The sequence below is a fragment of the Aerococcus sanguinicola genome (genome assembly GCF_008726925.1).
In the GTDB taxonomy this organism is placed as follows: Bacteria; Bacillota; Bacilli; order Lactobacillales; family Aerococcaceae; genus Aerococcus.
On sequence record NZ_VYWO01000004.1, the window covers coordinates 35,490 to 48,706 of the forward strand.

Here is a 13,217-nt window from a genome sequence, read left to right on the forward strand (position 1 = left end):
AAATGGATTGCCCCTTTCTATTGCTTTAGCGTTGGACGTCGAAGTTGCTCCCCCGGTGCATGAGGGATTCGACATCTTTCAGATTTACGATAGCCATGTCGCCTGGAATGGTATGCTTCAAGGCAAAGGTCGCATTGGCGAACTGGATAGCTTCAGCATCGGTGTACTTATCGGTATTCAAGGCATAGATCAAGCCCGCTGCGAAGGCATCCCCGCCCCCGATCCGGTCGATGATATCCACATCAAAGACATTGGACGGATAGAGTTCATTATCCTTGGCATCGTAGAGGTAGGATTGGAGGATGTTGCGGCTCGCGTTGATGACCTTACGCTTGGTCAGTGCGATCTTCTCCAACTTGTAGTGGGAAGCGATCTGCTCGAGAATAGGTGTAATGGTATTGAAGTCATAAGGAAGGTGGATGTCCCGGTTGTCCTTATAATCATTCCCATCCACATCAGGTAAGAAGAGCGGTTCGATCCCAATCAAGAGGTCCGCATAAGGTGCCAATTCGGCCATGGCATGGCGGGCTTCTTCAAAGCCCCAGAGACTCGCTCGGTAGTTCAAGTCCAGGCTGACCTTCATGCCCCGGCGTTTGGCTTCGATCATACACTGTTTACTGAGTTCGAAGAGCTCAGGTGACAGAGCCGCTGTGATCCCAGAGGTATGGAACCAGTTGGCATCTTCGAAGATTAAGTCGAAGTCATAGTCATCGACCGTCGATTCCACAAAGGACGAATATTGCCGGTCATAAACAATCTTAGAGGGACGGATGGAGTGGCCCTTCTCTGCAAAATAGATCCCTAGGCGCGGACCTTGGTGCAGGATGTAGCCGGTGTGTACCCCATTCTTACGCATAAATTCAACTGCAGCGTCCCCAATCTCATTGGCTGGAACAGCTGAGATAAAGCTGGCCCACATTCCAAGGTGGGCAATGGTGGCGGCAATATTAGCTTCAGACCCACCAAATGTTGCTTCAAAATTTTGGGCTTGGGAGAAACGCTCACTGCTCTCTGTCGTCAGACGGAGCAGGAGTTCCCCTAAAGTCACAACTTTTTTAAGCATTACTTATCAGCCAAGATTGCAGCTAGGCGGTCCGCAAATTCTTTAGCTGTTGCTTTGACCCCTTCTGCCCCTTCTGCTTTGTAGTTTTTGGTAAGTGCTGAGCCCACACCAACAGCCCAAGCACCTTTGTTGATCCATTCTTCCATGTTGTCAATGTTCACGCCACCAGAAGGCATTAATTCCACTTGAGGAAGTGGGCCATGGATGTCTTTGATGAAGCCAGAACCAAGAACGCCACCTGGGAAGACTTTGACGATTTCGCAGCCTAAGGTTAAGGCTTCTTGGATTTCAGTTGCTGAACCACAGCCTGGCAGATAAGGAACCGTATAGAGATTACAGATCTTAGCAACTTCTGGGTTCCAAGCAGGGGAAACGATGAAGTCTGCCCCGTTTAAGATGGCGATACGAGCGGTAACAGGATCTAAAACTGTCCCAGCCCCAACGACCATGTCGGTGCCCTTGAACTCTTCTGCTAAGCGAGCCATCACGCGTTCTGCCCCTGGTGTTGAGAAGGTAACTTCAATGTTCTTAACGCCGCCTTCATAGCAGGCTTTAGAGATGACATAGCCATCTTCTTCGCTTTCACCGCGGATAACAGCGAAGAGATAGTTTTCTTTCATTTGTACAATTGTTTCAGCTTTTTTTGCCATTGGTGAATTCCCTCCTAATTATTTATCGTGCTTAGCTAAGTTATCTTCGAAGTCTTTGACCTTGCTTTCTTGGTATTGACCTGCATAGTCGTCATTCAAGAACTTGTCTAAGCCCGTATTTTCTAAGCCAGCCCAACTTTCTTCTTCTTGACCAAAGATAATGGGATAGAAGAGAACGCCGTTGTCAGTTGCTGCCTTCAAGTCGCCAGGTGCATCCCCGACCATTAAGATCTTGTGCTTGTCATAGCCGTGTTCTAAGAGATTGGCAATGGCATCTTTCTTAGAGCCCGCTTCTTGACCGTAGACCACATCGACATAGTCCATCAAACCATGGCGGGTCCATTCAGAGTTCAGAGCTTCTGAGTTAGCAGAAGATACAATAGCGAGGTCGGCCTTTTGGCTAATCGCAGCCAAGCCATCTTTAGCCCCTGGGAAAGGCTTGTCATTGCCTGCTAATTCTTCTTCAATCCCCTTATTCACGCGTTGTGACCAAGACAGCGCATGTTTGAGTGACTCATCGTCTTGGTCCTTCAAGGCTTCTTCTAAAGACCCATTGGATAAGGATGAAGTTGTTTCTGTCCACTCAGCCAAGGCATCAATGTTGATGATATCTTCCCCAGCTTCTTTAGCATTGTTCAAGCAAATCACTAAGGCTTTGAAACGGTTAATCCCCCGAGTTGAGGAGAAGAGGTTAACCCGGTTCCAGTCTTCTTGGAACTGGTCCTTGTTTTGAATATTGAATTCATCCGCTGCTAAAGGTCCGAAATATTCGAAGTGCTTCACATTCATCGTATCCATTGCACAGCCATCAGAATCCACGCAAACTAAATAGTCTCTTTGTTTCGTAAATTGTTCAGGTAAATTTGCCAAGATAATTCCTCCTTAAATTGATATTTTCCAACCACTAAGGAAAAGGCTTAAACAAAGTCACTTTCCTGCTTAAGCCTTTCCCGTTCATTCATCTAAATCAGCTCGCTCAGATTAAACACCTGAGTAAGCAGCGAAACCACCATCGATTGGGATGATAACCCCGTTAACAAAGCTGGCAGATTTTTCATCAGCTAAGAAGAGGGTTGGTCCAACCATTTCATCAGGTTCGCCGAAGCGGCCCATTGGGGTATTGGTAATGATCTTGTTACCACGTGGTTTTAAGGTTTCGTGGTCTTCTTCAAACATTAAGTCAATGTTTTGGTGGGACACAAGGAAACCAGGTGCAATCGCATTGCAACGCACGCCAACTTTAGAGAAGTGAACAGCCAACCATTGGGTGAAGTTAGAGATGGCTGCCTTAGCTCCTGAGTAAGCTGGGATCTTGGTTAATGGAGTGAAGGCATTCATTGATGAGACATTAATGATGTTTGCCCCTTCACGCCCTACCATGTCTTTAGCGAAAACTTGGGTTGGGAGTAAGGTCCCTTGGAAGTTTAAGCTGAAGACAAAGTTAACGCCTTCTGGATCCAAGTCGAAGAAAGTCGTGGTTTCTTCGTCTAAACCTTCTTCGTGGAATTCGTTATCTGTCGTTGCACGTGGGCTGTTACCACCTGCACCGTTAACTAAGATGTCACATGGACCAAAATCTTCGTTTAATTGTTGGCGAACAGCTTCTAAGTTTTCTTTGTCTAAAACATTACATTTGTAACCCTTAGCTTGACCCCCGCCTAAAGCGTTGATCTTCTCAGCAGCTTCATTCGCCGCATCTTCATTTAAGTCAAGCAAAGCCACATTAGCGCCAGCTTGCGCAAAGCCTTCAGCTAACTTAGAAACAATAATCCCACCTGCACCAGTTAACACAACAGTCTTGCCTGAAAAATCATGAACATATGGATTATTTGCCATTTTTGCATTCCTTCTTTCTAAATTACAGGGTGTGACTCTTGAGGCTCAGGCCTCAAGGTCTTTTGTCACACACTCTTTCTTACTTACGGTTCTTAAGTAACTCTTCGTCGTGTGGATAAACGGCTTGGCCGAAGTCTGGCTTGCGGTCATACTTGTGGCAGAGCGCTTCGTAGAGGCCGTTAATGTAGGCAACCCCTAGGGCACGGTCATAGAGGCCGTAACCTGGTGTTTCAATTTGGTCGCCCCAGATGCGGCGGCCGTGGTCTGGGCGGATTGGGCCTTCCCAGCCATATTTCACTAAGAGGTCCATCATGCTGTAGAAGTCCACGTCCCCGTTAGCAGACAAGTGGCCAGTTTCCATGAAGCCCCAGTCGCCAGCTTGGACGTTACGGGCATGGACGAAGTTGATCCGGTCGCGTTTAAGGGCATATTCCATAATCGCATCCACATCGTTCTTCCCATCGGAGAAGTAGCAGCCGTGGTCCATAGTGATCCCGTTGCTTGGTGAATCCACGATATCTAAGAAGCGTTTCACAGCGTCTAAGCCAGTGATAATACGTGGCAAGCCGAAGATTGAGTAGGGTGGATCATCAGGGTGGATAGCCATTTTCACGCCAGCTTCCTCAGCCACTGGAATAATTTCTTTAAGGAAATATTCTAAATTTTCCCATAATTTTTCTTCATCGACTTCTGCATAGTCAGCGAAGACTTGGGCCATTTCTTCTTTAGTATAAGAAGCATCCCAACCTGGTAGGCTAAAGTCCCCATTGATTGGGTCCACAGCGTCTGCTTCATCCTTGAAGAAGGCCAAGCAGGTGGAACCATCAGGAAGAAGGTATTCTAAGTCCGTACGGGTCCAGTCAAAGACAGGCATGAAGTTGTAGCATACGACTGGAATGCCAGCCTTACCGACATTTCGGATCGATTCTTTATAATTTTCAATCAATTCGTCGCGGTTTGGCTTACCTAATTTGATATCTTCATGGACAGGAATGGATTCAATCACTGAGATGTGCATCCCTTGTTCCTCAACTGAAGCTTTTAATTTTTCGATGTTTTCTAGAGGCCATGCTTCCCCTACTGGCACATCATAAACAGCTGTCACGATACCTTGCATGCCTGGAATGACACGGATATCTTCCAGCTTTACTGGGTCATGATGGCCATACCATCTAAAACTCATTTCCATATTTTATCTTCTCCTTTTCACAAAAAACTTGTGGGACATTGGTTGCCCAAGCTTATCCACAGTGTTCTAAGTCAATTGTACCTTATAAGCGATAATTATATCAAGTAGACTTGCTTGAAAAGGCGAGTTTTTTAATAGTTTATATAAATATATTTACAGCGCTTTCATGTGCAGGCTTTCACTTGACGGTCTCAAAGCCTTGATTTGGCGCGAAAGCGTTTCAACTTAAGCTGGCACTTGCCATGGCTTGGGCTATTCTTTTGATTTGGAATCCCAATAATCATCCTGGGCTTTTTGTGCTCTTTTTGTGCTTGGCCCAGGGCTTCTTGGGCAGGGATATTCTGTAATTCCACCTGGTCGCGGGCATCTGACAGGGCTTGGTAAATCTGTCCGCCTGAATATTAATTAATCGTTGGAAGTGATGAAAATTGTATTTGAAAGCTTCCCCAGACACTTTTGTAATGGTTTCCAAGCTGTAACTATGCTATACTGGTTAAGAAAAAAAGAGTGAGGTGAATCCAATGGCAACATCCAAAGCCCAAAAAAAGCGTAACCGCAAAATCCTCTGGTATGTGATTTTAATCATCTTCACCATTATCCAAAGTATCTACCTCAGCAATAAAGAAGATTAAGCCATCAACCAGTAAGCAAAAAAGCAGAAGCCCATCCTCGCAGGAGCTTCTGCTTTTTTTCTTTTGTCTATCTGTCTGACACGGTTCAGCCTACAATTCCTTGGCCTGGCCCAGCTTGATCATACTCTCCGTATATAAACGAAGGAGGGGGATGAGGGTGTCGATAGCGATATATTCATCTGCTTGGTGGGCCAATTCAGGATCCTCCTGGAAGTTGGCTCCGAAGCTGATACAATTGGCCACTTTCTTACTATAGGAAACTGCCTTGCCGATCAGCGGCGTCTGGCTTTCTTTCGGGAAGTGTTGGGCGAAGGTCTGGGACAAGAGCTGGACAGCGGGCCGGTCAGCCTCTTCCAGGGTCACTGGGACATCGAAACTGGCTTGGATTTGCCAGTCTGGCAGTTGACTTTGGATTTTTTCCTTTAGCTCATCTGAGGTCGACCCATTTGGAAAGCGGCAATCAACTGCCAGGGTCATGCCAGTCTGGGCTTGGAAGTTGACTAAACCTAGGTTGAAAGTCAAAGCCCCCATTTCCTGGCTGGCATAGGCAATCCCCAGCCCCGACCCATCATAGGGGGTGAAAGCTTGAGCCAGTTCCCTAAAGACCGCTAAGTCTAAGCCGTCGCCTAGGATTTGGAAAAGCCGGCTGATGGCATTGACACCGAGCTGGGGTTCCGAGGCATGGGCCCCCTTACCGTCCAACCTTAAGTGAGTCTCCCCAGCCTGGTAGGTCACTTGGCCCGACCAGTCCCGTTGGTCAAGATAAGCCTGGATAACTTCTTGGTAGTCCCCGGCCAAGCGAGCTTGGGCCTGGGAAGGCACCACATTGGCTCCCTCTCCACCCGTCAGTTCGAGGACGGGCCCATAGCCTGTCAGATCTTTCTTAAACTCCCAGGTAATGGCACCGAATTCCCCCACACAGACTGGGAAAATTCCATCCGGGGTGAAGGCAAAGTCCGGTTGGCCCTCCTGGTGCAAGTAAGGATCCAAGTCCAACATCTCGGTCTCTTCATCGGAACCATAGACCAGGCGGAGCTGGTTGCGGAGAGGGATCTGGTAGTCCTGGATGATCTTCATGGCATAGAAGACCAAGAGGCAGGACCGTTTCATATCATTGACCCCGCGCCCATAGAGCTTGCCATCCTCAACGACGGCATCAAAAGCAGGCCGGGTCCAATGACTGCCCACCTGGACTACATCCAAATGGCTGACCACATCAATCCGGTGGGGCGTCGATAATTGCCCCGGCAGGTCCATGGCAATGGCCTCCTGGGCATAATTTTGAACAGTCAGTCCTGCTGCTTGTCCCAGTTCGGTCATAAAGTCTAAGGCCCGCCGGATTTCTTGACCATAGGGAGCCTCCGTTGAAGCCGTCCCCTCATCACGGACGGATGGAATTCGGACCAGGGCCTTGAGGTCGGTCAATAGGTCCTCAAAATAAGCATCGTAGTTAATGGCTAACATCTGTGCCACCTCTTTCTAATTCATTACAGCAGCAAGTGACGGAGCCCCGCATACAAGAGCAAGTGGGCCGGATAGAGGAAGTAGAGCCAGCGGGTATTGGCTCGTCCCTTCTCTCCATTATATTGGTAGATTAAGAAGTAAGCAATCACAACACCAAGCCCCTCCCAGATCGATGCCAGGGTCCCCACTAAGGCCTGGTAGAAGCGGTTATGCCGGCTCAGATAGAGGAGAACTACCAAGGCCACCCCAAAATAACCGTAGTCAAATTGCCCCAGCTGGGCGATAAGCATTAAAGCCAGGGGCCCCAAGATTTTAAACCAGGGCAAGCGGTCTTGATCGATGGCCACCAGTGCTAAGAGGGCTGCAACTAAAGTAAAAAAGACATTCTGATGGGACCAGTCCAGGACCTGTCTGGAGAGGGCCAGGTCGAAGGGCAATTCCGATAAGAAGGCGAGCAAGGTCAAACGCCCCGCATAGGCCTTGACCGACCGGGTATGGACGAAGCCCTCAATCAGTAGAAAGCAAAAGATAGGAAAAGCTATCCGCCCGATAGCCCGCAAGAAGAGATAGAGCAGGCCTAAGATTGTACTAGACAGACCTGTCGGAAGCAGAAGCTGGGGTTCAATAAAGACCACTGCCGCATGGTCGATAAACATAGCCAGCATAGCATAAAGTTTCAATTGCGCCCCTGTTAAGGAGAAGATAGGGCCCTTCTGATCCTTTCCTAGTCTCTTTTCCATTTGTTTCCCTCTTTCTCTGAATCTTTTTGTTCTTGGCTGTGATTTGTTTTATAATGCTTCTATCAAGACATAAAGGAGATGACAGGATGGCAAATGAATATCCTGCCCGTTTAAGTGGCCTACAAGACCGGCTGGAAACCCAGCATGTGAACCAAATCCTCATTACGGATCCTTACAGTATCTATTACTATACCGGTGTCCTGCTCGACCCCATGGAGCGGCTCTGGCTTCTCATCGTGCCCCATGAAGGAAGGCCCTGCCTGGTTGCGAACGAGCTCTTCCGCTTCCAGGTGGACCCTCTCTTCCAAGTCATTCGGACCAAAGACCAAGATGACTTCAGCCAGCTCCTCAAAAAGCTCCCCCTAGAGGAAGTGGGCAATTACGGGATCGACAAGCAGATGACAGCTAACTACCTCCTGCCCCTCATCAGCAACTATCCCTTAAGTAATTTCAACTTAGCCAGCCAGTTGGTGGACCAGCAGCGGGGGATCAAATCAGCTGAGGAACAGGACCGCCTGCGCCAAGCCTCGGCGCTCAATGACCAGGCCATGGCCCGCTTGGTAGAAGAAGTCCTCCCCTATGGCCCTAGCGAAATCGAAGCCTGCCGGGCCCTAGAAGATATCTACCAAGAGCTAGGAGCAGATGGCGGATTTAGCTTCGAACCCATCGTTGCTTACGGAGCCAATGGAGCTGACCCCCACCACCTGTCCGACCAGACCCGACCTCAGCCAGGAGACGCTATTGTGGTCGACATTGGTTGCCGCCACCAAGGCTATTGTTCAGATATGACCCGGACCTTCTATTATGGCCAGGTCGACCCCCTGGACCGCGACATCTATGAACTGACCCGCCAAGCCCAAGAAGCCGGCATCGCAGCTGTCCAAGTCGGCCAGGCCCGTTTCAAAGACGTGGATAACGCTTGCCGGTCCACCATCGCCCAAGCCGGTTACGGCGACCAGTTCATCCACCGGACCGGCCACTCCATCGGCCAAGAAACCCATGAAGCAGGAGACGTTAGCCAGGCCAATACCAAGCCAATAGAAGCTGGCCAATGCTTCTCCATTGAACCCGGCATCTACCTAGAAGGCCAAACAGCCGTCCGCATCGAAGACCTCGTCATCGCCCAAACAGACGGCGTCGAAGTCATCAACCAATACCCCAAGGACTTAACGATTATTCCGATAAAGGGTGAGAGGGCTGGCGCTTAGCTTTCGTTCACTGGAGCAAGTCACCAGAGCAGTCTCACAGACTGCGGCGGGGACTTGTGAAGTGACACGAAAGCTGCCAGACCGAACCCAACTAAAGGGTGAGAGCAAGAGCGTTTAGAAAGGGATGACTGGAGGCAAAGCGGATAAGAGTGGCTGTAAGCCGATCGTTCCACTTTGCTGAAGTCACTCCCTTTCTGCTCTTGCGAACCCAACTACAAGGGTGAGAGGGCTGGCGCTTAGCTTTCGTTCACTGGAGCAAGTCACCAGAGCAGTCTCACAGACTGCGGCAGGGACTTGTGAAGTGACACGAAAGCTGCCAGACCGAACCCAACTAAAGGGTGAGAGAGGATGCGGGAGAAAGGGAGCTCTGGAGTAAAAGGCTAGAGAAGCTTAGCGAGCTTCGACAGCCTTTTGCGAAGAGGAGTCCTTTCTGCATCCTCGAACCCAACTAAGTCACCCTAAAATAGCTCAGGCGCCCGCAACTTGCTAGGCGCCTTTCACTTGCCCTAAAACCAGAGCTGGGCCTGGTGGAAGAGCCCCCGCAGATAGCTAATGACGAAGGGCCCAATAAACCAGAGGAGGACTAGGGTCACAATCACTAAGGCCAAGGCCAGGAAGCGGTAGCCGCCATGCTGGCTATCTGACCAGAACCACTGGCGCTTACGTTCGCGGGCATAGAAGATTTCATTTGTATCCAGATCCAACTCCCGGGTTAAGGAATCGACGGGATGGTTGACGCGCTTGAAGTCGTCTCCCGCATAGACCGTCGTTTCCTGCTGGTAATGCGTATCAAATAAGGCTAAGCGCTTCTTCTTATGACGTTCTTTTTCTTTGGCGAGTTCCGCTTTTGCCTGGCGGTAGCTTGCACGTTTCACTGGGTCCCCTCCCCTCTCAAAGGCCAGCCTAGCCAAGCTTAAGCAAGTAGGCAGCCCCCATAGGCATTCTTTTTTTCTATTTTAACGGCTATATTTGAATTTTTAACGAACTTTCAAGATATTATTTGACCATTCCCAGCTTTACAATTACATGCTAGAATAGACAAGGAATAAAACGGAAAAATATCCTTGCCCATTAAGGAGGACAAAATGTTACAAAACCATTATCTATTTACAAGTGAAAGTGTTACCGAAGGCCATCCGGACAAGATTGCTGACCAGATCAGTGACGCCATCCTGGATGCTGCCCTCAGCCAGGACCCCAACAGCCGGGTGGCTTGTGAAACCATCGTCAACACCGGCCTCGTGGTCATCTTCGGTGAAATTTCCACCCAAGCCCGACTCGACTTCCAGACCATTGTACGCGATACGGTCAAAAGAATTGGCTACACTCGGGGGAAATATGGCTTCGACGCCGAAAACCTCAATGTCATGGTGGCCTTAGACCAGCAGTCCCCTGATATTGCCCAGGGGGTCGACCGGGCCTTGGAAATCCGGGACAAAGAAAGTAGCGAAGAAGCCTTGGGGGCTGGCGACCAGGGACTCATGTTCGGCTTCGCCTGCGACGAAACCTCTGACTTCATGCCCCTGCCCATCCAACTGGCCCACCGCTTAGCGGAACACCTGGCCTATCTCCGTCACGAAGGAATTCTGCCCTACTTGCGTCCAGACGGCAAGACCCAGGTTACGGTCGAATATGACGAGCATAAGAAGCCGGTTCGCGTCGACACCATCGTCGTTTCCACCCAGCATGCGGAATCAACTCCCTTAGAACAGATTGAAGCCGACATTCACGAACACCTGATCAAGGAAGTCATCCCTAGCAATCTCCTCGATGAGAACACCAAGTACTACATCAACCCAACCGGTCGCTTTGTTATCGGAGGGCCTAAAGGAGATGCCGGCTTGACGGGACGGAAGATTATCGTGGATACCTATGGCGGGATGGCCCGGCATGGGGGCGGGGCCTTCTCCGGTAAGGACGCCACCAAGGTGGACCGGAGTGCCTCTTACATGGCCCGCTACATTGCCAAAAACATTGTGGCCAGCCAGCTAGCCAGCCGCTGCGAAATCCAATTGGCCTATGCCATTGGGGTTGCCCAGCCTGTTTCCATTAATATTGATACCTTTGGCAGCGAAAGCGTCGCCAAGGAAAAAATTACCCAGGCTGTCCGGGAAATCTTTGACCTATCCCCCCGCGGCATTATCGAAACGCTAGACCTGCGCCAAGCCATCTATGAACCTAGCGCTGCCTATGGACACTTCGGCCGTAAAGCAGAAGGCCCCTACTTCCCTTGGGAGCGGACCGACCGCATCGACGAACTCAAAGCCGCGGTTGACAAGCTCGCCTAAGAATGACTATAAACAGCAGCTCGCCTCACCTAGCCAGGATGGGGCGGGCTGTTTTTTACTTTGCCATTTCTTTTGAACCTCCCTTCCGCTGTTGGATCTGGGCAACTTGCTAAGGAGACCGCCGTTCGAAAGTAGATCAGCCGTAACTTGCGAATGAGGCCGCCGTTCGAAAGTAGCCCCACCGTAACTTGCGAATGGGACCACTGTTTGCAAGTAAAGCCGCTCCAACTTGCGAATGAAGCCGCCGTTCAAAAGTAGAGCGGCCGCAAGTCCCAAATAGGGCCCCCATTAGCAAGTTCAGCAGCTCTTTCCATAAATTTCCACAAAAAAACTGCCAGGCAAGGCACTTTATTCCTTGGCTGGCAGTCTTCTGTCAATCCGCTAATCTCGCAATTCAGGGTAGGTCGCTTCCAGGTGCTGGCAGAGGCCTTGGATCCCCTTAGTGACCAGGTCATAGGTCAGGTCAAAGTTCCCGGTATAGTAAGGGTCTGCAATCGCTCCTGGCTGGTCGGTGAAGTCCAACAATTGGTAAACCCTGTCGCTCGAACCGACAATTTTCTTAATATTTTCGATATTGCTGTCGTCCATGCCGATCAAGTAGTCGTAGTGGTCGGCGGCATCAGCTTCCAGCAAGCTGGCATACATATTGTCGGTGCTGATGCCCTTGCTGGCTAAAAGTTCAGCTGTTCCTGGATGGGGAGCAGAGCCCAGGTTCCAGTCACCCGTCGCTGCCGAGTCGACTTGAACCTTATCCTCCCAATGGCGCTTCTTTACTTCCTCCCGCATCAAGGCTTCCGCCATGGGGGACCGGCAAATATTACCTAAGCAAATAAAACAAATCTTAACCATAGTACCTCCTAAGTAAAATTTAATGATATGATGTCATGGGCAATGCTAAAATAAGAGTAAGTTTCTTAAGTTGACCAATGAATTAGAAAGAAGTGAATCCTATCCAATGGTTACTGCTTATCGACGCGCAAGCCGCGCTAAGATTTCCCTAGATGCTATTATACATAACTACCAAGTGATTAAGCAATCCCTAGCCCCAGGCAAGCTAGTCTATGCTACCGTCAAAGCGGATGCATACGGACACGGGGCCAAGGCGGTCAGCCAAGCCCTGTCCCAGGCCGGTGTTGATGGCTTCTGTGTCGCCCTGACCGACGAAGCCTTGGAACTCCGTCAGGCAGGTATCCAAGAAGATATCATGGTGCTCGGTGTCATTCCTAAAGAAGAAGCTTTGGACATGGCCCAAGCCCAAGTGGCCGTGACGGTAAGCCGGTTGGACTGGCTAGAAACCGTCAGTGCAGAACTCGAAGCTAGCGACTGTCCTCCCCTCCCTGTCCACCTGGCTGTTGATTCAGGCATGGGACGGATCGGTTTTCTCGACAGCCAGAGCTTACAAGCAGCTATCGATTGGATCAGCGCCCACCCCAAAGCCTTCACCCTCAAGGGAATCTTCACCCATTTTGCCACGGCTGATAGCCAGGACCCCCAAGGCAAGAGCAAGCAGGCAGCCCAAGCCCAGGCCTTCCAAGCTATCCGCCAGGCCATCGATTGCAGCGGTCTCAGCCAACCGCCCCTCTTCCACCAGTCCAACAGTGCCATGGCCCTCTGGTATCCCGATCAGACCCTAGACATGGTGCGCCTAGGCATCGCCCTCTACGGAGCCAACCCCTCTAATGGAGCCGAAAGCCTGCCCTATCCCTTGGAGCCAGCCCTCAGTCTGGAGACAGAGATTGCCCATGTCAAACAAATGCATGCCGGTGAGACAGTCGGTTACGGGGCAACCTACACGGCTAGCCAGGATGAATGGATTGCCACCCTCCCCATTGGCTATGCGGACGGCTGGCTAAGAGCCTATTCCGGACTCAAGGCCCTCATCCAAGGTCAGCCCTGCCCCATTGTCGGACGGATCTGCATGGACCAGTGCATGGTCCGCCTAGACCAGGCCTATCCCATCGGCACCCCAGTGACCCTCATCGGTAAAAACCAAGGCCAAGAAATCCGCGCCGAGGAAGTCGCTGCCCATGCCGGCACCATTGCCTATGAGGCCTTCTGCCTGCTCAGCCAGCGCCTGCCAAGGACCTACCAAGATTAAAAGCCTTTCATTGTTTTGTCCTTGACTATTAATATTAGCTATGTTAGAT

12 protein-coding genes are annotated in these 13,217 nt (G+C 50.3%); 3 read left to right on the forward strand and 9 right to left on the reverse strand.

The annotated features are described in order from the left end of the window. Positions 1-25 precede the first annotated feature (25 nt). From F6I03_RS06600 to F6I03_RS06630, 7 genes are all read right to left on the reverse strand, one after another. Positions 26-1,063: a sugar kinase gene (locus tag F6I03_RS06600; RefSeq protein WP_070431059.1), complete on the reverse strand. Its 1,038-nt coding sequence runs from the start codon at positions 1,061-1,063 to the stop codon at positions 26-28. Next, on the reverse strand, positions 1,063-1,713 hold the full coding sequence (locus tag F6I03_RS06605) for a bifunctional 2-keto-4-hydroxyglutarate aldolase/2-keto-3-deoxy-6-phosphogluconate aldolase (RefSeq protein WP_070431058.1): 651 nt from the start codon (positions 1,711-1,713) through the stop codon (positions 1,063-1,065). The genes F6I03_RS06600 and F6I03_RS06605 overlap by 1 nt, the downstream gene beginning before the upstream one ends. An 18-nt stretch (positions 1,714-1,731) precedes the next feature. After that, positions 1,732-2,583 (reverse strand): HAD family hydrolase, encoded by an 852-nt coding sequence (locus F6I03_RS06610; protein WP_070431057.1) that lies wholly within the window; start codon positions 2,581-2,583, stop codon positions 1,732-1,734. Positions 2,584-2,694: 111 nt separating this feature from the next. Further along, positions 2,695-3,549 (reverse strand): SDR family oxidoreductase, encoded by an 855-nt coding sequence (locus tag F6I03_RS06615; RefSeq protein WP_070431056.1) that lies wholly within the window; start codon positions 3,547-3,549, stop codon positions 2,695-2,697. Positions 3,550-3,628: 79 nt separating this feature from the next. After that, complete coding sequence (gene uxuA / locus F6I03_RS06620; RefSeq protein WP_070431055.1) at positions 3,629-4,738, reverse strand: mannonate dehydratase; 1,110 nt, start codon at positions 4,736-4,738, stop codon at positions 3,629-3,631. A 722-nt stretch (positions 4,739-5,460) separates the two neighbouring features. Continuing rightward, entirely contained in the window at positions 5,461-6,834 is a 1,374-nt protein-coding gene (locus F6I03_RS06625) for a Sapep family Mn(2+)-dependent dipeptidase (protein WP_070431054.1), read from the reverse strand. Between the two features lie 23 nt (positions 6,835-6,857). Beyond that, positions 6,858-7,574, reverse strand: coding sequence for a TraX family protein (locus F6I03_RS06630; RefSeq protein ID WP_070431053.1), 717 nt, complete (start codon positions 7,572-7,574; stop codon positions 6,858-6,860). A gap of 86 nt (positions 7,575-7,660) precedes the next feature. Here F6I03_RS06630 and F6I03_RS06635 point away from each other — a divergent pair, with 86 nt between their 5' ends. Next, positions 7,661-8,782, forward strand: a complete 1,122-nt coding sequence (locus F6I03_RS06635) for a M24 family metallopeptidase (RefSeq protein ID WP_070431052.1) — start codon at positions 7,661-7,663, stop codon at positions 8,780-8,782. Between the two features lie 506 nt (positions 8,783-9,288). Here F6I03_RS06635 and F6I03_RS06640 read toward each other — a convergent pair. Further along, positions 9,289-9,657 carry a hypothetical protein gene (locus F6I03_RS06640; protein WP_070430356.1) on the reverse strand — a complete coding sequence of 123 codons (369 nt, stop codon included), beginning with the start codon at positions 9,655-9,657 and terminating at the stop codon, positions 9,289-9,291. Positions 9,658-9,867: 210 nt separating this feature from the next. Here F6I03_RS06640 and metK point away from each other — a divergent pair, with 210 nt between their 5' ends. Continuing rightward, entirely contained in the window at positions 9,868-11,070 is a 1,203-nt protein-coding gene (gene metK, locus F6I03_RS06645; protein WP_070430357.1) for a methionine adenosyltransferase, read from the forward strand. 381 nt (positions 11,071-11,451) lie between these two features. On the opposite strand, the gene F6I03_RS06650 is transcribed toward metK, so the two are convergent. Next, entirely contained in the window at positions 11,452-11,919 is a 468-nt protein-coding gene (locus F6I03_RS06650) for a low molecular weight protein-tyrosine-phosphatase (RefSeq protein ID WP_070430359.1), read from the reverse strand. A 70-nt stretch (positions 11,920-11,989) separates the two neighbouring features. Between F6I03_RS06650 and alr the strand changes: the two genes are divergently transcribed. Beyond that, positions 11,990-13,168, forward strand: coding sequence for an alanine racemase (gene alr / locus F6I03_RS06655; RefSeq protein WP_224788501.1), 1,179 nt, complete (start codon positions 11,990-11,992; stop codon positions 13,166-13,168). The last annotated feature ends 49 nt before the right edge of the window (positions 13,169-13,217 follow it).